General features: G+C 66.0%; 24 protein-coding genes. 13 read left to right on the forward strand and 11 right to left on the reverse strand.

What is annotated here, in order from left to right; all coding sequences use genetic code 11:
* Positions 1–204 precede the first annotated feature (204 nt).
* The gene (uvrB, locus tag ASF09_RS12290) at positions 205–2,403 is read right to left on the reverse strand and encodes an excinuclease ABC subunit UvrB (RefSeq protein ID WP_056065553.1); all 2,199 of its coding nucleotides are present in this window, start codon (positions 2,401–2,403) and stop codon (positions 205–207) included.
* A gap of 166 nt (positions 2,404–2,569) precedes the next feature.
* On the opposite strand from uvrB, the gene ASF09_RS12295 reads away from it, so the two are divergent.
* Positions 2,570–3,400 (forward strand): ferredoxin--NADP reductase, encoded by an 831-nt coding sequence (locus tag ASF09_RS12295; RefSeq protein WP_060526489.1) that lies wholly within the window; start codon positions 2,570–2,572, stop codon positions 3,398–3,400.
* Between the two features lie 172 nt (positions 3,401–3,572).
* Positions 3,573–3,959 carry a VOC family protein gene (locus tag ASF09_RS12300; RefSeq protein ID WP_056489810.1) on the forward strand — a complete coding sequence of 129 codons (387 nt, stop codon included), beginning with the start codon at positions 3,573–3,575 and terminating at the stop codon, positions 3,957–3,959.
* A 273-nt stretch (positions 3,960–4,232) separates the two neighbouring features.
* On the opposite strand, the gene ASF09_RS12305 is transcribed toward ASF09_RS12300, so the two are convergent.
* A complete protein-coding gene (locus tag ASF09_RS12305) occupies positions 4,233–5,396 on the reverse strand; it encodes an MBL fold metallo-hydrolase (RefSeq protein ID WP_082444277.1) in 1,164 nt (387 codons plus the stop codon).
* A 119-nt stretch (positions 5,397–5,515) separates the two neighbouring features.
* Between ASF09_RS12305 and ASF09_RS12310 the strand changes: the two genes are divergently transcribed.
* Positions 5,516–7,096: an amidase gene (locus tag ASF09_RS12310; protein ID WP_060526491.1), complete on the forward strand. Its 1,581-nt coding sequence runs from the start codon at positions 5,516–5,518 to the stop codon at positions 7,094–7,096.
* A gap of 172 nt (positions 7,097–7,268) precedes the next feature.
* Here the strand turns inward: ASF09_RS12310 and ASF09_RS12315 are convergent, their stop codons facing one another.
* Positions 7,269–7,658, reverse strand: coding sequence for a DUF4345 domain-containing protein (locus ASF09_RS12315; RefSeq protein WP_082444278.1), 390 nt, complete (start codon positions 7,656–7,658; stop codon positions 7,269–7,271).
* Positions 7,655–8,113, reverse strand: coding sequence for a DUF2721 domain-containing protein (locus tag ASF09_RS12320; RefSeq protein ID WP_056053043.1), 459 nt, complete (start codon positions 8,111–8,113; stop codon positions 7,655–7,657). The genes ASF09_RS12315 and ASF09_RS12320 overlap by 4 nt, the downstream gene beginning before the upstream one ends.
* Before the next feature lie 93 nt (positions 8,114–8,206).
* Between ASF09_RS12320 and ASF09_RS12325 the strand changes: the two genes are divergently transcribed.
* Positions 8,207–9,331, forward strand: coding sequence for a GNAT family N-acetyltransferase (locus ASF09_RS12325; protein ID WP_060526493.1), 1,125 nt, complete (start codon positions 8,207–8,209; stop codon positions 9,329–9,331).
* Here the strand turns inward: ASF09_RS12325 and trmB are convergent.
* The gene (trmB, locus tag ASF09_RS12330) at positions 9,316–9,996 is read right to left on the reverse strand and encodes a tRNA (guanosine(46)-N7)-methyltransferase TrmB (RefSeq protein ID WP_060526494.1); all 681 of its coding nucleotides are present in this window, start codon (positions 9,994–9,996) and stop codon (positions 9,316–9,318) included. The genes ASF09_RS12325 and trmB overlap by 16 nt on opposite strands.
* A 65-nt stretch (positions 9,997–10,061) precedes the next feature.
* Here trmB and ASF09_RS12335 point away from each other — a divergent pair, with 65 nt between their 5' ends.
* The 4 genes from ASF09_RS12335 (at position 10,062) to ASF09_RS12350 (ending at position 13,088) form a co-directional block, all read left to right on the forward strand.
* Positions 10,062–10,886, forward strand: a complete 825-nt coding sequence (locus tag ASF09_RS12335) for a formate/nitrite transporter family protein (protein WP_060526495.1) — start codon at positions 10,062–10,064, stop codon at positions 10,884–10,886.
* On the forward strand, positions 10,886–11,515 hold the full coding sequence (locus ASF09_RS12340; RefSeq protein WP_060526496.1) for a phosphatase PAP2 family protein: 630 nt from the start codon (positions 10,886–10,888) through the stop codon (positions 11,513–11,515). Before ASF09_RS12335 ends, ASF09_RS12340 begins: the two co-directional genes overlap by 1 nt.
* Positions 11,516–11,606: 91 nt before the next feature.
* Complete coding sequence (locus ASF09_RS12345; protein WP_060526497.1) at positions 11,607–11,891, forward strand: hypothetical protein; 285 nt, start codon at positions 11,607–11,609, stop codon at positions 11,889–11,891.
* A gap of 117 nt (positions 11,892–12,008) precedes the next feature.
* Positions 12,009–13,088: an AI-2E family transporter gene (locus tag ASF09_RS12350; protein ID WP_060526498.1), complete on the forward strand. Its 1,080-nt coding sequence runs from the start codon at positions 12,009–12,011 to the stop codon at positions 13,086–13,088.
* A 404-nt stretch (positions 13,089–13,492) separates the two neighbouring features.
* On the opposite strand, the gene metK is transcribed toward ASF09_RS12350, so the two are convergent.
* Both metK and lnt read right to left on the reverse strand, forming a co-directional pair.
* Positions 13,493–14,710: a methionine adenosyltransferase gene (gene metK / locus ASF09_RS12355; protein ID WP_060526499.1), complete on the reverse strand. Its 1,218-nt coding sequence runs from the start codon at positions 14,708–14,710 to the stop codon at positions 13,493–13,495.
* A gap of 71 nt (positions 14,711–14,781) precedes the next feature.
* Positions 14,782–16,314 (reverse strand): apolipoprotein N-acyltransferase, encoded by a 1,533-nt coding sequence (gene lnt, locus ASF09_RS12360; RefSeq protein ID WP_060526500.1) that lies wholly within the window; start codon positions 16,312–16,314, stop codon positions 14,782–14,784.
* 376 nt (positions 16,315–16,690) lie between these two features.
* Between lnt and ASF09_RS12365 the strand changes: the two genes are divergently transcribed.
* A complete protein-coding gene (locus ASF09_RS12365; protein ID WP_060526501.1) occupies positions 16,691–17,110 on the forward strand; it encodes a VOC family protein in 420 nt (139 codons plus the stop codon).
* 27 nt (positions 17,111–17,137) lie between these two features.
* Positions 17,138–17,440: a polyhydroxyalkanoic acid system family protein gene (locus tag ASF09_RS12370; RefSeq protein ID WP_060526502.1), complete on the forward strand. Its 303-nt coding sequence runs from the start codon at positions 17,138–17,140 to the stop codon at positions 17,438–17,440.
* Positions 17,441–17,469: 29 nt separating this feature from the next.
* Here ASF09_RS12370 and ASF09_RS12375 read toward each other — a convergent pair whose 3' ends face one another.
* The 4 genes from ASF09_RS12375 to pyk all read right to left on the reverse strand — a co-directional run bounded on the left by ASF09_RS12375 (position 17,470) and on the right by pyk (position 22,711).
* The gene (locus tag ASF09_RS12375; RefSeq protein WP_060526503.1) at positions 17,470–17,988 is read right to left on the reverse strand and encodes a biliverdin-producing heme oxygenase; all 519 of its coding nucleotides are present in this window, start codon (positions 17,986–17,988) and stop codon (positions 17,470–17,472) included.
* Positions 17,985–18,173 (reverse strand): YbdD/YjiX family protein, encoded by a 189-nt coding sequence (locus tag ASF09_RS12380; RefSeq protein WP_060526504.1) that lies wholly within the window; start codon positions 18,171–18,173, stop codon positions 17,985–17,987. The genes ASF09_RS12375 and ASF09_RS12380 overlap by 4 nt, the downstream gene beginning before the upstream one ends.
* On the reverse strand, positions 18,170–20,224 hold the full coding sequence (locus tag ASF09_RS12385) for a carbon starvation CstA family protein (RefSeq protein ID WP_060526505.1): 2,055 nt from the start codon (positions 20,222–20,224) through the stop codon (positions 18,170–18,172). Before ASF09_RS12385 ends, ASF09_RS12380 begins: the two co-directional genes overlap by 4 nt.
* Before the next feature lie 1,023 nt (positions 20,225–21,247).
* On the reverse strand, positions 21,248–22,711 hold the full coding sequence (gene pyk / locus ASF09_RS12390; RefSeq protein WP_060526506.1) for a pyruvate kinase: 1,464 nt from the start codon (positions 22,709–22,711) through the stop codon (positions 21,248–21,250).
* 92 nt (positions 22,712–22,803) lie between these two features.
* Here pyk and ASF09_RS12395 point away from each other — a divergent pair, with 92 nt between their 5' ends.
* The 3 genes from ASF09_RS12395 (at position 22,804) to ASF09_RS12405 (ending at position 23,922) form a co-directional block, all read left to right on the forward strand.
* Positions 22,804–23,124, forward strand: coding sequence for a DUF1244 domain-containing protein (locus ASF09_RS12395; protein ID WP_060526507.1), 321 nt, complete (start codon positions 22,804–22,806; stop codon positions 23,122–23,124).
* A gap of 181 nt (positions 23,125–23,305) precedes the next feature.
* Positions 23,306–23,548: a DUF2312 domain-containing protein gene (locus ASF09_RS12400; protein ID WP_197942503.1), complete on the forward strand. Its 243-nt coding sequence runs from the start codon at positions 23,306–23,308 to the stop codon at positions 23,546–23,548.
* Between the two features lie 89 nt (positions 23,549–23,637).
* The gene (locus tag ASF09_RS12405) at positions 23,638–23,922 is read left to right on the forward strand and encodes a DUF1294 domain-containing protein (protein ID WP_060526508.1); all 285 of its coding nucleotides are present in this window, start codon (positions 23,638–23,640) and stop codon (positions 23,920–23,922) included.
* Positions 23,923–23,964: the final 42 nt, after the last annotated feature.

A 23,964-nucleotide genomic window follows, 5' to 3' on the forward strand; every position in this document is an offset into this window, starting at 1 on the left:
GCCACAGGCCGTCAGCAGTAAGGCCGCGATCGGCGTCGTGATCGCGGCAACTGCAGTCCACGGACGCGATGCGCCGCGCGAACGCGCGACGGCTTTGATGGTAGCGATAATCGTTACTCCCCAGAACCCGGCCCCCGCCGGATCAGCCACGCTACCGTGGATCCGCGCGGACGCCAAGGGGCGGGGCGACCGAAGTTCGACCGATTATCGCGACCGCGAGCCCCCCATCCGCATCTTTTGACTCTTGCCGTAGCGTGTCTTCCGCGTGCCCGGCTTGCCCTCGTTCGAACGCCCCATGACCGGCGCCTTTTGCTGGTCGACCGGCAGGCCGAGTTCCTCGTTCTCCAGCTGACGAATTTCGTCGCGCAGACGCCCGGCGGTCTCGAACTCGAGATCGCTGGCAGCCTTGCGCATCTGCTTCTCGAGGTCCTCGATGTACGCGCGCAGGTTGTGGCCGACCATGTGCGGGCGGTCCTCGTCGATCGGGATCGTCACCTGATCCTGGCTCGCGACATGCGCGATGATGTCGCCGATGTTGCGGCGGATCGTCGTCGGGGTGATGCCGTGTTCGGTGTTGTACGCGACCTGCTTCTCGCGGCGGCGCGAGGTTTCGTTCATCGCGCGCTCCATCGATCCGGTGACGCGGTCGGCGTACAGGATCACGCGGCCGTCGACGTTGCGCGCCGCGCGACCGATCGTCTGGATCAGCGACGTTTCCGAGCGCAGGAAGCCCTCCTTATCCGCATCTAGAATCGCGACCAGCCCGCATTCGGGGATGTCCAATCCCTCGCGCAACAGGTTGATGCCGATCAGCACGTCGTACACGCCGAGCCGCAGATCGCGGATCAGTTCGATGCGTTCCAGCGTCTCAACGTCGCTGTGCATGTAGCGGACCTTGATCCCCGCCTCGTGCATGTATTCGGTCAGATCCTCCGCCATCCGCTTGGTCAGCGTGGTGACGAGCGTGCGGTATCCCAGCGCCGTCGTCTTGCCGACCTCGACGATCAGGTCCTGGACCTGCTCCTCGACCGGCTTGATCTCGACGGGGGGATCGATCAGCCCGGTCGGACGGATGACCTGCTCGGCGAACACGCCGCCGGTCTGCTCCATTTCCCAACTGCCGGGAGTCGCCGAGACATAGGTCGTCGGCGGGCGCATCGCGTCCCATTCGTTGAACCGCAGCGGGCGGTTGTCGATCGCCGACGGCAGGCGGAAGCCGTATTCGGCGAGCGTCAGTTTCCGTCGGTGATCGCCGCGCGACATGCCGTTGATCTGGCCAATCGTTACGTGGCTCTCGTCGACGAACAGCAACGCGTTGTCGGGGAGATATTCGAACAAAGTGGGTGGCGGCTCGCCCGGCATGCGGCCGGTGAGGAAGCGGCTGTAATTCTCGATCCCTGCGCAGGAGCCGGTCGCGGCGATCATCTCCAGGTCGAAGTTGGTCCGCTGCTCGAGCCGCTGTGCTTCCAGCAGCTTGCCCTCCAGCACCAGCTCCTTCAGCCGCTCGGCCAGCTCGTGCTTGATCGCTTCGCCCGCTTGCTTGAGCGTCGGGCCGGGCGTCACGTAATGCGAGTTCGCATAGACGCGCACCGAGTTCAGCGATGCGACCTTCTTGCCGGTCAGCGGATCGAACTCGATGATCTCCTCGATATCGTCGCCGAAGAACGAGATGCGCCACGCGCTGTCCTCGTAATGCGACGGGAAGATTTCGAGCGTGTCGCCCTTCACGCGGAAATTGCCGCGCTGGAACGCCGCGTCGTTGCGCTTGTACTGGAGCGCAACGAGCTTGCGCACGATCTCGCGTTGGTCGACGGTCGTGCCCTTTTTCAGGTCGAAGATCATCGCCGAATAGGTCTCGACCGAGCCGATGCCGTACAGACACGACACCGACGCGACGATGATCACGTCGTCGCGTTCGAGCAGCGCGCGGGTGGCCGAATGCCGCATCCGGTCGATCGACTCGTTGGTCGACGATTCCTTCTCGATGTAGGTGTCCGACCGCGCGACGTACGCCTCGGGCTGGTAGTAATCGTAATAGCTGACGAAATATTCGACCGCGTTGTCGGGGAAGAACGACTTCATCTCGCCATACAGCTGTGCGGCCAGAATCTTGTTCGGCGCGAGGATCAAGGCGGGGCGCTGGACGCGGTTGATGACGCTGGCCATCGTGAAGGTCTTGCCCGAGCCGGTGACGCCGAGCAGCACCTGGTCCTTCTCGCCGTCACCGATCGCGGAGACGAGTTCGGCGATCGCGGTAGGCTGGTCGCCCGCGGGTTCGTATTCGCTAACGAGGTTGAACCGCTTGCCGCCCTCGACCTTGTCGGGGCGCGCGGTCGGGCGGTGCGGGACGAAGCTTTCGCCGGTTTCGGGCTCGGCGAGGCTGGTGCGGATCTGAATGGCCATCGAGTGGGAATATGGGGAACATGGCCTGAGTCGGCAACGGCCACGGGACCTGGTTGGGCAATGCCAAGTTTAGCTGTTGTTGACCCGTCCGGCTCGCGCCCATAATGCGACCGTTTCGCAAGCCATCGATCCGCCAGCGCCCGCGCGTAGGCCAAGGAATAGACGCATGACCGCCCCGACCGTCGAAGCAACCCGCGCGCCCGCGCTGATCCCCGAGACCCCCGCGTTCCTCAACGCCAAGGTGCTGTGGGTGCGTCACTGGAACGAACATCTGTTCAGCTTCGCGATCGAGCGGCCCTCGACCTTCCGTTTCCGCTCGGGCGAGTTCGTGATGATCGGTCTTCCCCAGGAAGGCGGCAAGCCGATCATGCGCGCCTATTCGATCGCGTCCCCGCATTATTCGGAAGAGCTCGAGTTCCTGTCGATCAAGGTCGAGGATGGCCCGCTGACCTCGAAGCTCCAGCTGATCCAGCCCGGCGACGAGGTGTATCTCGGCAAGAAGCCGACCGGCACGCTGGTGCTCGACGCGCTGTTGCCGGGGAAGCGGTTGTTCATGTTCTCGACCGGCACCGGCCTCGCGCCGTTCCTCAGCCTGATGCGCGACCCCGACGTCTATGCCGCGTATGAGCAGGTGATCGTCGTGCACAGCGTCCGCCGCGTGAGCGATCTCGCCTATCACGACGAGATGGTCGGGCTGCTCTCTGAGGATCCGCTGATCGCCGACGAAGCGCAGACGCAGTTCCACTACATCCCGACCGTGACGCGCGAGCCGTTCCGCACCACGCGGCGGATCGGTGCGCTGATCGAGGACGCGTCGCTGTTCGGCCATCCGGTCCGCGGCGAGCAGAAGCTCAACCCCGAAACCGACCGCGCGATGCTGTGCGGCTCGACCGAGATGATCAAGGAATTCGCGGTGATGCTCGAGGCGAATGGTTTCGAGGAGGGCGCGAATTCGAAGCCGGGTACGTTCGTGATCGAGCGCGCCTTCGTCGGCTGATCCACGACCGCAACGCTAGCTGTTCCCCCGCGAACGCGGGGGCCCAGGGATTACATCACCGTTGAATGCCGGGAGGGTTCGGGCCTGGACCCCCGCCTCCGCGGGGGAACAGCTAGTTGCGTCCCCCGTGTAACCCTCCGATATTGCTCCTTATTCATAATAGGAGAGACCCATGATCGGTTACGCGACGCTCGGCACCAACGACATCGACTCGGCGTTGGCATTTTACGACGCGCTGTTCGCGACGGTCGGCGGCAAGCGCCTGATGCAAATGCCCGACGCGCGCCAGTTGACCTTCTACGGCGCGGGCCCCGACAAGCCGATGCTGGTGATCGGCAAGCCCTATGACGGCGCGGCCGCCACCGCGGGCAATGGTACAATGGTCGCGCTAGCGGCGGATTCGCGCGAGCAGGTCGATCAGGTCTACGCCAAGGCGATCGAACTCGGCGGCGCGGACGAAGGCGCTGCCGGCACGCGTGGACCCGAGGAAATGGGCTTCTACGGCGCGTATTTCCGCGATCCGGACGGCAACAAGCTCTGCGTGTTCAAGATGGGGTGAAGCGCGGGCGCGATTGAGGGAAATACCATCCCGGCGAAGGCCGGGGCCCAATTGGAAAGGTGGCAGTAACGAGGCGCTGTCCACCGTTAGCAGCCTTCCCCAATTGGGCCCCGGCCTTCGCCGGGGTGGTTGGATGTGGAGCCGGCGTTACGCTTCTCTCTCGTTGTCCTCCCGCGAAGGCGGGAGCCCAGTCTGGGTCCCCGCCTTCGCGGGGAAACAGCCTTACTCAGTCGAAGGGGATACCCGACGAACAGCTTCGGGGTGACGGAGAATTTAGCGCAAGTCCCGCACCGTCGGCGTATCGAGACATTGCAACAAAGCCGCCCGAGCCATCGGCGTTACCGTCGCCGGCTTTACATACCCCGCAACCTCCGTGGGCCGCCCGATCGCCACGGGCTCGAACCCGGTCTGCCCCGTACACCGCATCGCCGCCGCCAGCAGTTTCGGCGGCGTATCATACCCCTCGAACGACAGGCGGAACGTCCCCCAGTGAATCGGGATCGCGTGTGCCGCGCCCAGCCGTCGATACACCTCGACCGCATCCACGGGCCCGATATGGCTACCCGATTCCATCTGCCCGTCGACGAACCGGAACGCACCGATCGGGATCAGCGCCAGCCGGATCGGTCCCAGCGCCGCCGCCTCGACCGGCCATTGGCCGTCGCCCATCCCGGTATCGCCCGCAAAGAACACATTCCCGCCCGGCAGCGTCACGACGAAGCTCGACCACAAGGCGCGGTTGCGATCGGTGAACCAGCGGCTGCCCCAATGATGGTTGCGCGTCACGACGACATCGACGCCGGGCTTGATCGCCGCTCGCTGCCCCCAGTCGAGCGCGGTCGCCTGCGCGCCGGTCTGGCCGATCACGCTGTCGTTGCCCAAGCTCGTGACGATCCGCGGCCGATCGCGCTCCCACAGCCGCTTCAGCGTCGCCTTGTCGAGATGGTCGTAATGATTGTGGCTGACCAGCAAGAGGTCGATCCTGGGAAGCGCATCGAACGCGATTCCCGGCTCGGGGACACGACGCGGCCCCGTCCCCAGCGGCCCTGCCTTCTCCGCCCAGACCGGATCGGTGAGGATGTTGAGCCCCTGCGTCTGGATCAGCACGCTCGCATGACCGACCCACGTCACGACCATCCGCTCACCCTCGACGCGGGCGGGCGGCGTGATGCGACTCACCGCGACCGTCTTCGGCCACGCCGGGCGGCCATCGCTGCCGGTGAAATAGCGCCAGAAGAAGCTCGCACGACCACCGCCCGCAGGCTGGATCTGCTGCGTGTCGGCGTCGTTGTCGGGGTTGGCGAAGTGCGCACCGTCGAAATGGCCGCTCGCCGGTCCGCGGTAGTAGATGCGGTCGAGAAAGCGCGGCACGATCGTCACCGCCAGCGCGACGACCACGACCGCCAGCAGCACGACGCCCCCGACGATCTTCAACACACGACGCACGCCATTCCCCTATCCGTTGCCGATCCGTAACGCATCGTGTCGAGCATCGTTCAGACCGCTTGGCGCAGGCCCGCAACCCCGATAGCCTCGCGCCAAAGGGGATTCGCAAAATGCGTAAGTTTATCATCGGGCTATTGCTCGCAACCGCCGTTCCAGCCGTCGCGAGCGCAAAGACGGTCGCGGTCGAGGAACAGTCGATCGATCAGCTCCAGGCGGCGATGACGTCCGGCAAGGCGAGCAGCGTCGACCTTGTCCGCGCCTATCTCGCGCGGATCGCCGCGATGGACCGCAAGGGCCCCACTCTCCGCGCCGTCATCGCGCTGAACCCCGACGCGCTGGCGCAGGCCAAGGCGCTCGACGCCGAACGCAAGGCTGGGCGCATCCGTGGTCCGCTCCACGGCGTGCCGGTGCTGATCAAGGACAATGTCGAGACCGCAGACGCGATGCCGACGACGGCCGGCAGCCTTGCGCTGAAGGACAATCTCACGCGTCGCGACGCACCCGTGGTCGCGCAACTCCGCGCGGCAGGGGCGGTGATCCTGGGGAAGACCAATCTGAGCGAATGGGCGAACATCCGCTCGACGCGGTCGATGAGCGGCTGGAGCGCGGTCGGCGGCTTGGTCAAGAATCCCTACGCGCTCGACCGGACCGCGTGCGGATCGTCGAGCGGCTCGGGCGCGGCGATCGCGGCGAGCTTCGCGGCGGCCGCGATCGGCACGGAGACCGATGGCTCGGTGGTGTGTCCGTCGTCGCTCAACGGACTGGTCGGGTTGAAGCCGACGCTCGGCCTCGTCAGCCGCACGCACGTCGTGCCGATCAGCCACAGCCAGGATACGCCGGGGCCGATGGCGCGCAGCGTCCGCGACGTCGCGACGCTGTTCTCGGCGATGATCGCGGCGGATCCCGCCGATGCCGCGACCGCGGGGGCAGGGGCTTACAAGCGCGACTATGCCGCCGGGCTGTCGACCAGCGCGCTGTCGGGTCTGCGCGTCGGCGTGATGCGGCCGGAGATGACCGCGGACCTTGCCGCGAAATACCAGGCCTCGCTCGATGTGCTCAAGGCTGCGGGCGCGGTGCTGGTCGAGGTCAAGCAGCCCAAGCTCGATGGGCTTGGCGAGGCGGAACTCGTCGTGCTCCAGACCGAGTTGAAGGCCGATCTCGACACCTATCTCGCGACCACGCCCGCAGCAGTCCGCACGCGGACGCTCGATCAGGTCATCGCGTTCAACACGGCCAACGCAGGCGCCGAAATGCCGTTCTTTGCGCAGGAGACGTTCGAGGCTGCGGCGAAGACCAAGGGGTTGAACGATTCGGCGTACAAGGCAGCGCGCGCGAAATCGCTGCGGCTGGCGGGTACGGAGGGGATCGACGCGATGCTCAAGGCGGCGGGCGCTACCGTACTGGTCGAGCCGACTTACGGCCCCGCGTGGCTGAGCGAGCCCGTGTACGGCGATCAATACGGTGGCCCGAGTTCGAGCGGATTGCCGGCGGTCGCGGGCTATCCGAACCTGACCGTGCCGATGGGGCTGGTCCGCGGACTGCCGGTCGGGCTGTCGTTCATCGCGACGAAGTATGGCGACGCGGCGGTGCTGGGCGCGGGCTATGCGTATGAGCAGAGGGCGAAGGCGCGGGTCGCGCCACGGTATCTGCCGACCGCCGATGTAGGGGCAGGGATGGAGGCTTCCCGCTAGTATGACCCGGCCGGTCTGCTGGCTACCAGACCGCGATGCCCCATACGTCCCGTCATCCTGACGAAAGTCAGGATCCAGAGCCAGGAGGTCCGTACTGCGTGACCCTGGATCCTGACTTTCGTCAGGATGACGGTGGATGGGACGATGTGCCCCGGAGGGGATGGGGGAGGCGTCAGTCAGCCCGCTTGGCGAAATTCCACTGCCAGAGCATCAGCAACGGCACGACTACCGTCTCCATCACCAGCCCGAGCACATGGCCCTGCGACGGCACACCCACCACGAGTAGCGAGATCCCCCGCGAAAGCCCGCCGACGAAAATCAATCCGCCGAGCAACCGAAACCGCGGCCCCTTGCGCTCGATATCCGGAATGCAGCTCAAAAACCCCAATCCGGTCGCAAAGAAGATCCCCGAGATATACCGGAAATGGCTATCCAGATCGCGCGGCACCTCGGCAAGATGCCCGAACGGTGCCGGCCCGTGCAGCACGCCTTGGCCGCCGACGATCAGCGGCAACAGGCACGCGACCGCGACTACCGCCTGCAATATGCGTTTCTCGATCACAACAGGTCCTTCAGCAATTCAGGCCGGATACGGAAGGCTCTCAACGACATCCTGACCTCGAAGATGAACGAGACAAGCGCCGCGATCAGCAGGATCATAGCGAGGATGAAGCACAGCGCCACCGCGGTGCCGAAATGCAGCTTGGCGAGTTCGGCGATGAACAGCAGCGCGATCAGCACGCAGGTCATGATCGCGCTCGATACCGCCAGGAACAGCGCCGCGTTGATGATCGTCATCCGCCGGTCGAGCAACCGCAACTCCCAGCCGTAGCGGGTCCGATCGGCCGCCGAGAAATTGGGGTGCAATTGCTCCAGTTTCCGCGCGCGGTCGATCACGCGGGACAGCCGTCCGGCCAGCACGTTGAGCAACTGGCCGATGCCCGCGAGCATGAACACCGGCGCGAGCGAGAGCTGGATCGTCTGGGCGATCGTCGAAATGGCGGGGATCGTCGGCATGGCGGCCACCATGCTGGGGAACGTCGCCGATTGCAAAAGCGCTGGCTGCAAAAGAGCATGCAATCGTAACCTTCTCCGCGGTATCGACGGCGAATGTCCAAGCCGATGCTCCTGGCCGACTTCGTCCGGCTGCCGCCGATCGTGCGCAGCGACGTGGTCGAGGGGCTGGCCGCCGCGATCGACACCGTCGCGGAACGGGGCGCGCCGAGCCACCGGTTCCTGCGCTTCGGCTGGTACGCCGCCGCGCTCGCCGCCTATGGCGGGCAGGCGCGGACATTGGTCGTCGCGCAGGACGATGCGCCGGTGCTGACGCTGCCGTTCGTCCCGCGTGGCCCGCCCGCGCTGGGGATCGCCGCGATCCCCGGATGCTACTGGCCGTTCCGCAGCTTCGGCCTCGCGCTCGAACATGGCGACGCCGCGCTGAAGACTGCGCTGTCGATGCTGTCCGCGCACATGAACGGCCTGCGCATCGGCCCGGTCTATGACGATGATTTCGCCGCCACCGCGCTGATCGCCACCGCCCGCGCGAATGGCTGGGTGGTGATCGACCGCCCAATCGGCGAAAGGTGGTCGCTGGATCTCCGCCCGGTCGTTGACGGGAAGCCCTGGCCGCGCCGTTCGACGCTGCGCAAGAACCGCTTCCACGAAAAACATCTCGCCGACCATGGTGCGCTCGAGTGGCGGTTTCTGTCGGGCGGCGATTGGCCTGCCGCGTTCGAAGCGCTCGGCACGATCGAGGAGGAGAGCTGGATCGCGCACGCGACGGATCGCAAAGGCATGAAATTCACGCGCGACGGTCATCTCGCCTTCTGGCAGGCCGCCGTCGCCGACCCGGTCCTGGCCGCGATGTTCCGCGCCGCGCTGCTCGGAGTCGATGGCAAGCCCGCCGCCTTCTCGTTCGACATCGACACGGGCGACCTGCTGTATGCGATCGCGAACAGCTATGATCCGCGCTTCGCCAAGCATTCGCCCGGCAAGCTTCTCTACTGGCGCAATATCGCCGCCGCGCTCGCCCGGGGCACGCGCCGGATCGATTGGGGGGCGGGCGACAGCGGCTACAAGCGCGTGATCGGCGCGCAAGTCGACGCCCCGATCCGCGACTGGCTGCTGCTCAGGCCTGGGCTACCCGCGCTCGCCGGTCGCGCGCTCGGCTGGCTCTGGCGCCGCAGCGGCATCACACCCACCGCTAGCGCCCGCGCGGATCACACCCGCAGGTAGCGGTAGTACCAGACCTCGTGGCCCTGCCGCCGCGCTTTCCGTTCGTACCGCGTCTCGGGCCAGTCGTCCGGGCGCGTCAGGAAGTCGTGCGGGGTTTTCGCCTGCCATTCGAAATCGCGGCGCGCGTTCATGATCATCATCGACCAGCGGCAATAGGTCGGGTCGTCGGTGCCGAGGCGGAACTCCGCGCCCGGCTTCAGCTTGGCGGCGATCGTGTCGAGCGGGCCGTGATTGACCATGCGCCGCTTGGCGTGGCGGGCCTTCCGCCACGGATCGGGATGCAGCAGGTACAGCCGGTCGAGGCTCGCATCGGGCAGGCGCTCGATCACCTCGAGCGCATCGCCCATGTGCAACCGGACGTTGGTCAGCTCGCCGTCGCGGATGTGCGCCAGCGCGCCGACGACACCGTTGAGGAACGGCTCGCAGCCGATGAAGCCGACGTCCGGGTTCATCGCGGCCTGTCCTGCCAGATGCTCGCCCGCACCGAAGCCGATCTCGACATGCAACGGCCGGTCTTCGCCGAACAGGGTCATCGCATCGATCGACCCCTCGTCGGGCACTGACAGGTCGGCGAGCGTTTCCTCGACGAGCGCAGCCTGGCCGAGACGCAGCTTGTGGCCTTGGCGACGGCCATAGAGGCGGCGGATAACAGCAGGATCGTTCATCGCCGGGCGCTCTAGCGGGCGATTGCCTCGGAGCAAAGCATGACGCGAACCGTTACACGCTCGTAATGGTCGACACCGCTTCCAATTCGCCCGGCGAAGACGTCGAGGACCTCAAGGCCGCCGATGCGCAGGACCTGCACAAGGCCGTGCGCGAGGCGGGCGAGGAGGAACTCGACCGCCCGGTGTCGTCGCTGTTCTTTTCCGGACTCGCGGCGGGCATGGCGATTTCCAGTTCGCTGATCGCGGAAGGGGCGCTGCATCAGGCACTGCCGGACACGCCGTGGCGGACGATCATCGTGTCGCTCGGCTATCCGATCGGCTTCCTGGTCGTGATCCTCGGGCGGATGCAGTTGTTCACCGAGAGCACGATCAGCGCGATGCTGCCGCTGGTGACGAAGCCATCGGGCTGGGCGCTGAAGCGGACGCTGCGGCTGTGGGGCGTGGTGCTCCTCGCCAATCTGATCGGGACGGCGATTACCGGCGGTGCGATCGCGGCGGGGGTGCTCGGCAACAGCGAATTGCGCGGCGCGATGATCGAGGTGTCGATGCGGATCACCGAGCTTTCGGCCTGGGCAACGTTCGTCAACGCGATTCCCGCCGGGTTCATGATCGCGATCCTCGCCTGGTCGCTGCCCAACGCGCGGCAACAGGCGTTCATGGTGATCTTCGCGATCACCTATGTCGTTGCGATCGGCGGGTTCAGCCATTCGATCGTCGGTTCGGACGAGGCGTTCCTGCTGCTGTTCTCCGGCAATGTCGGCGTCTGGCAGGCGTTGGGCGAATTGATCCTGCCCGCGGTGCTCGGCAACTTGCTGGGCGGTGCGGGGTTGTTCGCCTTGCTCGCGCATGCACAGGTGCGCGGCGAGATGGACGGACAAGGCGAAACGTGATGGGCAAGACCAAGAAAGCCGCGAAAGCCGTCGAGACCGCGGACCGCGAGGCGACGTACAAGGCCGCCGAGCACCGCGACGAACCGCTCGTCAAGGCGACCGGGTTCCTCGCCGAGATTGGCGACCAGCCGCAACTCGTGGCGACCTCGATCGGCACGGTCGTGATCGGCCTGATCGCGCGCAGGCCGGACGTGATCCGCGGCGGTGTACGAATGCTGGCGGCACATGCGGCGGCAACCTTCGTCAAGTCGGCGATCAAGGCGTCGGTCGATCGCACACGCCCCGAAAAGGCGATCGAGGACGGCAAGGCGCGGTTCGAACCGGGCAAGAGCGACGAGCACGAACAGACCTCGTTCCCGTCGGGCCACACCGCGGGCGCGGTGGCGGTCGCGCGTGCCGCGTCGCGCGACATCGACGGGGCCGGGACACCCGCCGCGTTGATCACCGGCGTGGTCGCCGTCGCGCAGCCGATCAATGGGAAGCACTATCTGTCCGACCTCGTCGTCGGCGCGGCGGTCGGCTGGATCGCCGAAGCGATGGTCAGCGCGGTGTTTGACCGGGTCGCACCGGTGATCGAAAACGTCGCCGCGGAAAAGCTGCCTTTGCTCGGCGCGCCAGCTAACGCTTGATTAGCCATACTTTTTTCGCCGATGGCGGTGTTGTGTGGAACCGTTACGAGCCCGTGACGGTTTGCGACCTCAACACCAGAGGGAAGATACCATGAAGAAACTCGCCATCGCCACGTTGATCGCCGCCATCGCACTCCCGCTCGCAGCCTGCGGCGGCAAGGGCGACGACAAGCTCGGCAGCCAGGTCGAGAAGGCCGCGGATAACCGCGCCGATTCGCTCGACGCGGCTGCCGATAATCTCGAGGACCAGGCCAAGGCGGTTCGCAAGGACGGCGAGCGCCAGTCGGACGCGATCGACGATGCCGACGTGAACGCGCAGGCAATGCCGCAGGCGCAGAAGGATGCGCTGGTCAACGGCAGCGAGAAGCTTCGCTGATAGCGCCCGGCGCATAGCTGCGCCGAAAGCTGGGCCGTCCCCTGGTGAAGACCGGGGGGCGGCTTTTATTATAGGGTGTCGGCGGATCGCGGTGCGGCGCTAGAAAAGGGGTACGACATGATCGACAGGCGTCGACTGGAAACGGGGGGCTTCATCGTCTTCCTGGTGGCGATCACGGTAGCGTTGTGCGTCGTCGTCTCGACCTTCGCGGTGGCGCTGTTGTGGAGTGGGCTGGCGGCCATCCTGTTCCAGTCGCTGTACCAGTGGCTGCTCAAGCGCTGGCCGGGCCGGCGCAATCTGGCGGCGGCGATGACGCTGCTGATCATCTTCGTCGCGGTGATCGTACCGACGCTGATCATCGGCAGCCTGATGATCGACCAGTCCGCCTCGGTCTATGCCAAACTGCAGAGCGGGCAGATCAACTTTGGCGCGTATTTCCAGCAGATCCATGACGCGTTGCCGCGCCGGATTCAGGGTGCGCTCGACAAGGCCGGGCTCAACAGCTTCGAACAGGCGCAGTCGCGCGTGTCGACCATCCTCGGCAACAGCGTCCGCTCGATCGCCGGGCAGGCGCTGTCGATCGGTCGCAACGCGGCCGCGTTCGTGCTGTCGTTCGGCATCGGGCTGTACGTGACGTTCTTCCTGCTGCGGGACGGCGACAGGGTGGGGCCTGCGATCCGTCGCGCGTTGCCGCTGGAGCATTCGGTGGCGAAGACGCTGGTCGACAAGTTCGTCGCGGTGGTCCGTGCGACGATCAAGGGATCGGTGATCGTCGGTCTCGCCCAGGGCGCGCTCGGCGCGGTGACGTTCTGGATCGTCGGAGTGCCGGCCGCGCTGCTGTGGGGCCTGCTGATGGCGCTGACGTCGCTGCTGCCGGCACTGGGGCCCGCGCTCGTCTGGGTCCCGGTCGCGGTCTATCTGCTGGCGACCGGCGCGATCTGGCAGGGCGTGGTGGTCATCGTCTCGGGCGTCGTGGTGATCGGCCTGGCCGATAACATCCTGCGGCCGATCCTGGTCGGGCGGGATACCGGGATCCCGGATTACATCGTGCTGGTGTCGACGCTCGGTGGAATCGAGGCGGTCGGGATCAGCGGCATCGTTGTCGGTCCGTTGGTCGCGGCGTTGTTCCTGACCGCGTGGCAGATTTTGACCGAACAGCGGCACGCTCAGGTTACCGACGCCGTTCGTCCTGAGTAGCGGCTGAGCTTGTCGAAGCAGCGTATCGAAGGATGGGTTAGTACGCGCCTCACCCCTGATCACCCCCTCTCCCCTCGGGGAGAGGGAGGGGCCCGCACGGCGAAGCCGGGTGGGAGGGTGAGGGGGAGTGAGGCTCGGACCCTCTCCCCAAAGCCCCTCACCCTTCCGTCCCTAAGCGGCTCCTCCCTCCCTCTCCCCGGTGGGGAGAGGGACTAGTAAGGCTCAATTTCCGCGGTGCGAACCAACCCCTCCGTCATCCTGACGAAAGTCAGGATCCAGAGCCATGATGGACGCCGCCTGTTACCCTGGATCCTGACCTTCGTCAGGATGACCGAGTGAACAAAAAAAAGCCTCCCGCGGACTGGTCCGCGGGAGGCTTTTTCACAGTATCAAAGGCGTCGCTATCAGGCGACGGCGGCCTTCAGTGCCTCGACCAGATCGGTCTTTTCCCACGTGAACGTGTCGCCCACAGGCTCGCGACCAAAGTGGCCGTACGCCGCGGTCTTCTTGTAGATCGGCGCGTTGAGCTTGAGGTGCTCGCGGATGCCCTTCGGCGTCAGACGGACGAGCTGCGGCAGGACCGCCTCAAGCTTGGCCTCGTCGACCGTACCGGTGCCGTGCAGGTCGACATAGACCGACAGAGGTTCGGCAATGCCGATCGCGTAGCTGAGCTGGATCGTGCAACGGCGCGCGAGGCCGGCCGCGACGACGTTCTTCGCCAGATAGCGCGAGACGTACGCGGCCGAGCGATCGACCTTGGTCGGATCCTTGCCGCTGAACGCGCCGCCGCCGTGCGGTGCCGCGCCGCCGTAGGTGTCGACGATGATCTTGCGACCCGTGACGCCGGCGTCGCCGTCGGGGCCACCGATCTCGAACGCGCCGGTCGGGTTGATGTAGATCTTGGTCGCGTCGGAGATGAAGCCGTCGGGCAGCACATCCTTGAACACGCCCATCACGTAGTCACGCAGTTCGGCGTACTTTACCGGATCGGGGTTCCTGCCCTTCTCGGAATAGCCCGGCGCATGCTGCGTCGAGACGACGAGCGCGGTCGCGGCGACCGGCGCTTCGTTCTCGTACGACAGCGTGACCTGGCTCTTGGCGTCGGGCTGAAGGAACGGCGCAACGCCCGAATGGCGGTCAGCGGCCATCCGCTCGAGGATCTTGTGGCTGTAATACAGCGTAGCGGGCATCAGACCGGGGGTCTCGTCGGTCGCGTAGCCGAACATGATGCCTTGGTCGCCGGCGCCCTCGTCCTTGTTGCCGCTCTCGTCGACGCCCATCGCGATTTCCGCGGACTGCGCGTGGAGGTTGTTCTCGAAGCGGAAGGTCTTCCAATGGAAACCGGTCTGCTCGTAGCCGATTTCCTTGACGGTGTTGCGCACCGCGGCTTCGATCTCCTCGAGCACGCCCGGTGCCCACTCGCCATTCTCGTAGATGCCCTTGCCGCGGATTTCACCGGCGAGGACGACGAGCTGCGTGGTGGTCAGCGTCTCGCAGGCGATCCGCGCCTGCGGGTCCTTGGCGAGGAACAGGTCGACGACGGTATCGCTGATCTGGTCGGCGACCTTGTCGGGATGGCCTTCGGAGACCGATTCGGAGGTGAAGAGAAAGGACTTGCGCATGAAACCTCTTCGCAAAGGCTCGCCGACAGAGGGTCAGTGAGCGACATATAAGGAAAGCTTTATATGACCTTCTAGCGACGCCGACGGCGCACGGCAACCGCGCTTGCAAGCATTAGCGCCGCGACGATCGCCGCCATCGCGTTGCCGACACGCGAGAACAACGTGGGCGGCAGCGCAGACGGCATCGGCTGTTCGATCGCGCCCGCGGTCTCGTGCGGGACGGTCGCAACGAGCCGGCCATCGGCGGCAATGATCGCCGAGATACCCGTCGGGGTGGCGCGGAGGATCGGCAACCCCTCCTCTATCGCGCGCATCCGGGCTTGCGCGAGATGCTGCGGCGGCCCCCATTTGCCGAACCACGCGTCGTTCGACGGGTTGAACAGGATTCGCGGGCGGTGCGCGCGATCGACCACGTCGCCCGAGAAGATGATCTCGTAGCAGATCTGCATGCCGATCGAACCGAAGCCCGGCAGCGTCAGGTTCGCAGGCCCCTTGCCCGAGGTGAAGTCGAAGTCGCCGGGGACGAGCCGCGCGAGGCCGAGTGGCTTCAGCAGCCACGGCATCGGCAGATATTCGCCATATGGCACGAGGTGCGCCTTGTCGTAGCGGCCGCGAAGCCGGGCTTGCGCGTCGAGGGCGAACACCGAATTGGCCGCGCCGGAGATCTGATCCCTGGTATTGAACTCCAGCGCGGTGCCGCCGATCAGCAGAATATCCCGGGGACCCAGCAGTCTTGCCATCCGGCGGCGCAGGTAGAGCGGGCTCGACCAGCCATAGGCGTAGAACGGATAGCCATCCTCGACATAATCGCGGACCACGCCCTCGGGCCAGACCACGAGACGCGGGGTGACGCCGCCCTGGCCGCTCAGCTTCTCGAGTGCTGTAAGGACACGTTCGCCGTCGGTTTCGCTCCGGTCCTCCTGGTCGATGTCGGGCTGGACCACGCGGACCAGCGGCGTGCCGGGAGCCGGCGGCGGCGCATTGGTCCAGAGCGCAGACAGTGCGGCGAGGCCGAGAGCGGGAATGGCGATGGCGGGCAGCGTCCAGCGACGTACCGCGAGCATCAGCAGCGCGCCTGCCGCCAATATGGTCACGCCGGACAACGCGTAGGTGCCGATAAAGGCGGACAGCTGCGCGACGCCGATCGCGGGGAGCCAGACGACGCTCAGCGGATCCCATGCGTAACCGGTGAACAGCGTCGCGCGGAGCCACTCGGTCGCGATCCAGGCAGCGCCGAAGATCAGCACGAACGTCGCGTCGGGCGTGCCCGGTCGCCGTGCGATCTTCCAGGCGAGCGCGCCGGCGAGCATCGGGAACACCGCGAGGTACAGCGCGAGGCCGACCGCGGCGAAATAGCCGAGCACCGGCGGCATCGCGTCCTGGAAGTCGAACGCGTGCTTGAACCAGTTGTTGTTCACGGTGAAATGCCCGAGCCCGAACACCCATCCGCGCCAGAGTACGACGCGCAGGGTCGGCGCGTCGTGGACGAGCTTCATCCACACCGCGAACGCGACGAGCGTCAGTGGCCAGAGATCGAGCGGGGCGAACCCGGTCGCGGCAAGCGCACCGAGGACGAGGCAGGCGAGGGCAGGGTAGCGGTTCACGCTCGCGCTATGCCGTGGCGGGGAAGGAGGGGCAATGTTTTCGGTGTGATGGGGTGGCGGCATGAAGAGCGCCCCATCTACTCCTTCTACCACCCCGGCGAAGGCCGGGGCCCAATTGGAAAGGTTGCAGTAACGGAGTGCTGCCCGCCGTTAACGACATCTCCCAATTGGGTCCCGGCCTTCGCCGGGGTGGTTGGGGGTGGGGGAAGGCCATCCTCACCAATACTGTTTCCCCGCGAAGGCGGGGAAACAGACTGGGCTCCCGCCTTCGCGGGAGAACAAGGTTTTGGGCTTATCTCCTGTTATTGCGGTGGTTCAAAACTCCCACGCAATCCGCCGGGTCGACGAACTCTCAACCACGATCTATCTTCCCTCCATGACCCTACGCCCCTTCCACCTCGCCTTCCCGGTCCACGACCTCGCCGCAGCGCGTACCTTCTACGGCGCCACGCTCGGCTGTCGCGAAGGGCGTTCCAGCGAGCAGTGGATCGATTTCGACCTGTTCGGTCACCAGATCGTTGCGCACCTCGACCCCTCGGCCAAACCCGTCGCGGTGGAGAACGCGGTCGACGGCCACGCCGTCCCGGTCCCGCACTTCGGCGTTGTTCTCACCATGGACGACTGGACCGCGCTGTCCGAGCGCGTCACCGCCGCCGGCGTCCAGTTCGGGATCGCGCCCTACATCCGCTTCAAGGGCCAGCCCGGCGAACAGGCGACGATGTTCTTTCTCGATCCCAGCGGCAACGCACTCGAGTTCAAGGCGTTCGCTCACGACGACATGCTTTTCGCCATTTAAGGCCAAAACTCAGTTCAAGGATCTCCCATGGCCAACCCCATCACCGTCGACGTCCCCCACCAGCTCGGCAAGGCGGCGGTTCGCGCGCGGCTCGACGGCAGCATCGACAAGATCGGCGCGAACATTCCCGGCGGTTCTTTGACCGATCACCGCTGGGACGGCGACACGCTGCACTTCACCGTCAAGGCGATGGGGCAGACGATCGCGAGCGCGGTCACCGTGTTCGAGACCAACGTCCACGCGGTCGTCGACCTGCCCGGGATCCTCGGGTTGTTCGCGAGCAAGGTGCAGGACATGATCCGCAAGGAAGCGCCGAAGCTCCTGCGCTGAGATCAGGGAGATCAGGGAGATCAGGGAAATCAGGTAGGCGCGCGCCGATACAGGTCGAACGCTGCCTTGGCGCCGACGATGGCCTGCTCGACCCAGGCCTCGTCGGCGGTTTCGCCGTCGATCGCGGTCAGCAACGCGCGCCACTCGCCCGACAGATGTTTCGCGCCGAGATACGCGGACGGCATTCCTTCGGGAACCGACCGCGACAGCATGACACCACCGAGCCGCGACCCTTCGACCACATACATCGCACCCCACCCGGCGGCAGCGCTCGCCGGGACGTCGAACGTCATCGGCGCGGGCATGTCTTCGCCCAGCGCGGCGAGGTCCGCGGCAAGCTCTGTCCCCCGCGACCGAACCGTCGCCAGCCCCGGAATAGCGGTCAGCCAAGCCTCGACCGCGGGCAAGGCCTTGGCATGCGCGATCAGGAACGCCCGGTAGTCATCCGCATCGGTCAGGTCGTAGCGCCCGAACCCTGCATCGACCGCGTCGTGATCCGCTGCCGTCGCGCTCCGCAATCGCGCAACGGTGGAAACCCGATCGCTCAACAGCAGCGTCCCCCGCCCTTGCTGCCGTATCGCGCCTCCTGGCGATCGCGGAAGAACGTGCGTTCGTCCATCGGCGCGTGGTCGGGATGCCGCTCGGCCATGTGCTGGCGATACGCAGCATAGGACGGCACGCCGACCATCAGCAGCGCGGTCTCGCGTGCCTTTGCGTAGAGCGTGCGGATCATTCTGCGGCCACCAGCTGCGGCGGGACTTCGGTCACCGTCGGCCGGTCGATCTTCAGCGCCGCGAGACAGGTACGGATCCCGAAGAAGACGATCGACAGCACCACCGCCAGGAACAGCGCGCACAGCCCGGCGTCGATCCGGTCGTTGAGTACGATCCGCTGCATCTCCGCCATCGTCTTGGCCGGCGCGAGCAACTCACCCCGCGCCGCCGCATCCGCGAACTTAGACGCATGTGCGAGGAAGCCGACCTTCGGATCGCTCGCGAACAGCTTCATCAGCCCGGCAGTGATCGTGCACAGGCACAGCCACGCGGCGGGCAGGATCGTTACCCAAGCGTACCGCTGGCGCTTCATCCGGAACAGAACGACGGTGGCCAACACGAGCGCGACCGCCGCGAGCATCTGGTTCGAGATGCCGAACAGCGGCCACAGCGTGTTCACGCCACCAAGCGGATCGGTAACGCCCTGGTACAGGAAGAAGCCCCAGGCGATCACGCACAGCGCGGTCGCGATCAGCCCCGGCACGATCGCCGAGGCATTGCGGAACGACGGCACCGCGAGCCCAATCAAATCCTGCAACATGAACCGCCCGGCACGCGTCCCAGCATCGACCGCGGTTAGGATGAACAACGCCTCGAACAGGATCGCGAAGTGATACCAGAACGCCTTCATCGCCTGCCCGCCGACGAGGTGACTGAAAATCTCGGACATCGCCACCGCCAGCGTCGGCGCGCCGCCCGTCCGCGAGACGATCGTGGTCTCGCCGACGTCCTTCGCGGTCTGCGCGAGGAGTTCGGGTGTGATCGGGAAGCCCATCGCGGTCACTGCGGTAGCGGCCGAGGCGAAGTCGGTGCCGACCACCGCCGCCGGGCTGTTCATCGCGAAATACACGCCGGGATCGAGGATGGACGCGCCGACCAGCGCCATGATCGCGACGAAGCTTTCCATCAGCATCGCGCCATAACCGATGAACTGCGCGTCGCCTTCGCTGGCGATCAGCTTCGGTGTGGTGCCGCTGGCGATCAGCGCATGGAAACCCGATACCGCGCCGCACGCAATCGTGATGAACAGGAAGGGGAAGAGCCCGCCCGACCAGACCGGACCGCTGCCGTCGATGAACGGGGTCAGCGCCGGCATCCGCAGCGGCGGTGCGACGACCGCGATGCCGATCGCGAGCGCGACGATCGCGCCGATCTTGAGGAAGGTGGAAAGGTAGTCGCGGGGGGCCAGCAACAGCCACACCGGGAGGACGGAGGCGACCGCGCCGTATCCCACCATCAGCACGCAGAGCTGCACCGGGGTCAGCGTGAACAGCGGTGCGAGCGTCGGCGAGGCGGCGACGGTGCCGCCATAGACGATCGCGGCGAGCAGCCCGATGACGCCGAGAACGGAGACTTCGCCGACCTTTCCGGGTCGAATCCAGCGCGTGTAGATGCCCATCAGGAACGCGAGCGGGATCGTCGCGGCGACGGTGAACAGCCCCCACGGGCTGCCGGCGAGCGCGCGCACCACGATCAGCGCGAGCACGGCCAGGATGATGACCATGATCGCGAATGCACCGATCAGCGCGATCACGCCGGGGACTGCGCCCATCTCCATCCGGATCAGCTCACCGAGCGACCGCCCGTCGCGCCGCATCGAGATGAACAGGATCATGAAGTCCTGCACCGCGCCGGCCAGCACGACGCCGGCGAGGATCCAGAGAGTGCCGGGGAGGTAACCCATCTGTGCGGCAAGCACCGGGCCGACCAGCGGACCGGCACCGGCGATGGCGGCGAAATGGTGACCGAACAGGACGTTGCGGTCGGTCGCGACGTAATCGAGGCCGTCGGCGCGGCGCAGGGCTGGCGTGGGGCGCGACGGATCGAGCTGCATCACATGCCGCGCGATATACCGCGCGTAGAACCGGTACGCGATCAGCTGGACGGAGACGGCGGCGGTCACGATCCACAGCGCGTTGACATGCTCGCCGCGCTCGAACGCGACGACCGCGAGCGCGCAGGCTGCGAGCAGGGCGAGTGCGCCCCAACCGATCTTTTCGCGTAATGTCATTGCGTTCGCCCTCCCGTGCGGTCCGTTCCGCGCGGCATCGCGTATTCGGGCGCGGAGCGCTAGCCTAGATTGGGTTGGTGAGGCCTGACCACAGTTTGGCTCGAACCGCGGTTGGGGTTCCGTAGCGGTAAGATGCATCACGAGGCTGTCACCCCCAGCGGAGGTACCACCCCGGCGGAGGCCGGGGCCCAGTTGGCAAGGTTGCAGTAACGGAGCGGGGAGCATCGCAATCGCCGTCCCCCAACTGGGCCCCGGCCTCCGCCGGGGTGGTGGGCTTAGGTTGGGTGAGGGGCTTCGCTCCGTTGGCGTGCCGGAAAATCTGTTCGGTTGCGCGCCCTCGGTCGCGCGGGATGGCGTAGTTCGACACGAGCCCTGGACTGCGGGCTTCGTACCGAACGGAAAGTCGTCACGGAACACTCAGGAGACGCGTTCGAACAGGCACATCCCCGCCTGAGGCTCACCCCTCCCGTCACCCCGGTGGAAGCCGGGGCCCACCGCGCCGCACGATCCGACGGGGTTGGCGTGCGGCACGGTGGAGGCCGGGACGAGCCCGGCATGATGGGGTTGGGGCGGGCTTGGTAGTGGCGCAATATGGGTGTTCGACCGTCAAAACTGCACGGAAGTCGCGGACCGCCCCTGAGCTGTTCGCCGCAGACGCGGGGGCCCAGCTGAATATCGTAGCGCACCGGTACCCTGGACCCCCGCGTTCGCGAGGGAACAGCAGGCCTATCGATGCGCATGCGCCTGAATGCGAATGTCCTTCGATGGGACTTTACCATTCGGACTACCGACGCGCGGGCAGTTCGAGAGACGCATCAGCCGCCGCGATGTCGCGACGATGGGCAGACCAACGCCGCTATTCACTTGGCTCCCCTCCCTGGAAGGGAGGGGCTGGGGGTGGGTTGGCCGGTTTAGGCCACTAGCGTTGGACCGTGTGGAAGCCGACCCACCCCAGCCCCCTCCCTTCCAGGGAGGGGAGGAGGGAGCCGCACCTTGGCTCGTCGCCCCTACCGCCTCCAAAGCTCAAACCTGCGAATGATGGCCCTTCAGCTCATCGCCGACGATCCGAACCACGTGCAGCACGTTGGTCGACCCGGGCGTCCGGAACGGCACGCCCGCCAGCACGATCACCCGGTCGCCGGCCTTCGCCATCCCGTGCCGCAACGCCATCCGCTTCGACTTCGCGACCATGTCCTCGAACGACTCGACGTCGCGCGTATGCACCGCATGCGTTCCCCACAGCAGCCCGAGCCGCCGCGCGGTCTCCTGGCTCGGCGTAAGCACCAGCAACGGCACCGACGGCCGTTCGCGCGCGATCCGTCGTGCGGTCGAGCCCGAGGTCGTGAAGCAGATGATCGCCACCGCCGACACGGTGGCGGCGATGGTCTTCGCGGCCTCGGCGAGCGCATCCGCGGTCGTCGGATCGGGCTTCATCACCGTGAAATGCATGCGGTCGCCATGCTCTGGATCGGACTCGACCGACACACCGATCGCATCCATCATCGCTACCGATTCGACCGGCCACGCGCCCGCCGCGCTCTCCGCCGACAGCATGATCGCGTCCGCACCATCGTACACCGCCGTCGCGACATCCGACACCTCCGCGCGCGTCGGCGACGGCGAAGTAATCATCGATTCGAGCATCTGCGTCGCGACTACCACCGGGCGGCCCATCCGGCGCGAGACCTCGACGATGCGCTTCTGCAGCGGCGGCACCTGCTGCGGCGGCAGCTCGACGCCGAGATCGCCGCGCGCGACCATAACGCCGTCGCACGCCTCGACGATCTCCTCCAGCCGCTCGATCGCCGCCGGCTTCTCGATCTTCGCCATCAGCGCCGCCTTGCCGCCGATCAGTTTCCGCGCTTCCCAGAGATCTTCCGGACGCTGGACGAACGACAGCGCGATCCAGTCGACGCCCTGGTCGACCGCGAAGTCGAGATCGCTGCGATCCTTCTCGGTCAGCGCGGCCATCGGCAGCACCACGTCGGGGACGTTCAGCCCCTTGCTGTTCGACAAGGCGCCGCCGACCTCGACCCGCGTCGTGATCTCGCGCGGGCTATGCGACACGACGCGCAGCACGAGCTTGCCGTCGTCGAGCAGCAGGCGCGCGCCCGGCTCGATCGCCGCGAAGATCTCGTCGTGCGGCAGTTCGACACGCGTCGCGTCGCCCGGCGTCGGGTCGCGGTCGAGCAAGAAGGTCGAGCCGGTTTCGAGCACCGTACGGCCGCCATCGAACTTGCCGACACGCAGTTTCGGCCCTTGAAGATCCGCGAGGATGGTCGAAGGACGCCCGAATTCCTTCTCCAGCGCGCGAATCGCCTGGATTACGGCGATCTTCGACTGCTGGTCGCCGTGGCTCATGTTGATTCGGAACGCGTCTGCGCCGGTGCGGAAGAGAGTCGCGATCATCTCAGGCGTGCTGCTGGCAGGGCCTAGCGTCGCGAGGATGCGGACTTTCCGCGAACGGGGTGCGATGGCCTTGGTCATGCGGTGCGTTTTCCTCGGCGTTTCCTGGGGGAGATCTTTGCCGCGATGGGCCTTAAACCCTATCTCCGCGGGATCAACCACGGAGCACAGTAATGAATCCCGAAACCGACTCGCTCGATACGCTCGACGATGCCGTAGCAGCTAAAGCCTTTCGTCGCCTGATCCGCCACCTCCGCCACCGCGAGGATGCGCAGAACGTCGACCTGATGGGTCTGGCCGGTTTCTGCCGCAACTGCCTGTCGGACTGGGTCGAGGAAGCGGGCGGCCTGTCGAAGGATGCGGCACGCGAGACGGTGTACGGAATGCCGTATGCGGAATGGAAGGCGCATCATCAGGGCGACGCGACACCTGAGCAGCTCGAACGGATGAAGACGAGTGTCGCAAAGAACGCGCCCAAAAACGGGGCCGTCTGATTCAGGCGATTGAGCCTAACACGGTAAACGCCTAGACGCGGGCCCGCACCCAATTCGGCATGATTCAGGACGTCTCCGGACGACGATCACCGGTGCGGGCTTGTATCTTGATTGGCTTTTGACCGGCGCGTGGGCGCTGGCGAGTGGGGAATTTTCGATGTCTGACGAACGGCAACACGGCATGGGCGGCGGCGCGGTCGCAGCGGACGAACTGCGCCTGCTGATCGAGCGCGCCGAGCGTCTCGAAGAAGAGAAGAAGGGTATCTCGGACGACATCAAGGACGTGATGGCCGAAGCCAAGGGCCGCGGTTACGACCCCAAGGCGATTCGGAAAATCCTGTCGATCCGGAAGAAGAAGAAGGAAGAATATCAGGAGGAGGAAGCGATCCTCGAGGTGTATCTCCAGGCGTTGGGGATGATCTGAGGATTTCTGATCTCGCGCGGTGCCTCCCCCGACATGGTGTCGGGTCGCGAGGGGGCACCGCGTTAACCCGCTCGATGTACCGGTAGAGAATGTTTCTCCCGATCCTCGCGGCGTTAGTCCTGTTCCTGATCATCAACATGATCACCGTCACCGCGTTCGCGGTCGACAAGCGGCGATCGTCGACCGGCGCATGGCGCATTCCGGAGTCCCGCTTGCTATGGTTCGCGGCGCTTGGCGGTAGCCCCGGTGCGTTCTGGGCGCGCGGTCGCTACCGGCACAAGACACGAAAGCAACCATTCGTCGGCCGGCTCCAGCTGATCGCGATGGTACAAGTTGGCGTCCTCGCAGGTTTCGCCATCGCGTTCGCATTCTAGGTTCGGCAACTCGCAGCGTCATTGCTGCACCTGAATCTTAGG

The organism is Sphingomonas sp. Leaf242 (assembly GCF_001422045.1).
Taxonomy (GTDB): Bacteria; Pseudomonadota; Alphaproteobacteria; order Sphingomonadales; family Sphingomonadaceae; genus Sphingomonas.

What these genes read in the sequence shown, in the direction of transcription:
- uvrB (WP_056065553.1), bottom strand. Translation starts at nt 2,403, where the DNA reads ATGGCCATTCAGATCCGCACCAGCCTCGCCGAGCCCGAAACCGGCGAA.
- ASF09_RS12295 (WP_060526489.1), top strand. Translation starts at nt 2,570, where the DNA reads ATGACCGCCCCGACCGTCGAAGCAACCCGCGCGCCCGCGCTGATCCCC.
- ASF09_RS12300 (WP_056489810.1), top strand. Translation starts at nt 3,573, where the DNA reads ATGATCGGTTACGCGACGCTCGGCACCAACGACATCGACTCGGCGTTG.
- ASF09_RS12310 (WP_060526491.1), top strand. Translation starts at nt 5,516, where the DNA reads ATGCGTAAGTTTATCATCGGGCTATTGCTCGCAACCGCCGTTCCAGCC.
- ASF09_RS12320 (WP_056053043.1), bottom strand. Translation starts at nt 8,113, where the DNA reads ATGCCGACGATCCCCGCCATTTCGACGATCGCCCAGACGATCCAGCTC.
- ASF09_RS12325 (WP_060526493.1), top strand. Translation starts at nt 8,207, where the DNA reads ATGTCCAAGCCGATGCTCCTGGCCGACTTCGTCCGGCTGCCGCCGATC.
- trmB (WP_060526494.1), bottom strand. Translation starts at nt 9,996, where the DNA reads ATGAACGATCCTGCTGTTATCCGCCGCCTCTATGGCCGTCGCCAAGGC.
- ASF09_RS12335 (WP_060526495.1), top strand. Translation starts at nt 10,062, where the DNA reads ATGGTCGACACCGCTTCCAATTCGCCCGGCGAAGACGTCGAGGACCTC.
- ASF09_RS12340 (WP_060526496.1), top strand. Translation starts at nt 10,886, where the DNA reads ATGGGCAAGACCAAGAAAGCCGCGAAAGCCGTCGAGACCGCGGACCGC.
- ASF09_RS12345 (WP_060526497.1), top strand. Translation starts at nt 11,607, where the DNA reads ATGAAGAAACTCGCCATCGCCACGTTGATCGCCGCCATCGCACTCCCG.
- ASF09_RS12350 (WP_060526498.1), top strand. Translation starts at nt 12,009, where the DNA reads ATGATCGACAGGCGTCGACTGGAAACGGGGGGCTTCATCGTCTTCCTG.
- metK (WP_060526499.1), bottom strand. Translation starts at nt 14,710, where the DNA reads ATGCGCAAGTCCTTTCTCTTCACCTCCGAATCGGTCTCCGAAGGCCAT.
- ASF09_RS12365 (WP_060526501.1), top strand. Translation starts at nt 16,691, where the DNA reads ATGACCCTACGCCCCTTCCACCTCGCCTTCCCGGTCCACGACCTCGCC.
- ASF09_RS12370 (WP_060526502.1), top strand. Translation starts at nt 17,138, where the DNA reads ATGGCCAACCCCATCACCGTCGACGTCCCCCACCAGCTCGGCAAGGCG.
- ASF09_RS12380 (WP_060526504.1), bottom strand. Translation starts at nt 18,173, where the DNA reads ATGATCCGCACGCTCTACGCAAAGGCACGCGAGACCGCGCTGCTGATG.
- ASF09_RS12385 (WP_060526505.1), bottom strand. Translation starts at nt 20,224, where the DNA reads ATGACATTACGCGAAAAGATCGGTTGGGGCGCACTCGCCCTGCTCGCA.
- pyk (WP_060526506.1), bottom strand. Translation starts at nt 22,711, where the DNA reads ATGACCAAGGCCATCGCACCCCGTTCGCGGAAAGTCCGCATCCTCGCG.
- ASF09_RS12395 (WP_060526507.1), top strand. Translation starts at nt 22,804, where the DNA reads ATGAATCCCGAAACCGACTCGCTCGATACGCTCGACGATGCCGTAGCA.
- ASF09_RS12400 (WP_197942503.1), top strand. Translation starts at nt 23,306, where the DNA reads ATGGGCGGCGGCGCGGTCGCAGCGGACGAACTGCGCCTGCTGATCGAG.
- ASF09_RS12405 (WP_060526508.1), top strand. Translation starts at nt 23,638, where the DNA reads ATGTTTCTCCCGATCCTCGCGGCGTTAGTCCTGTTCCTGATCATCAAC.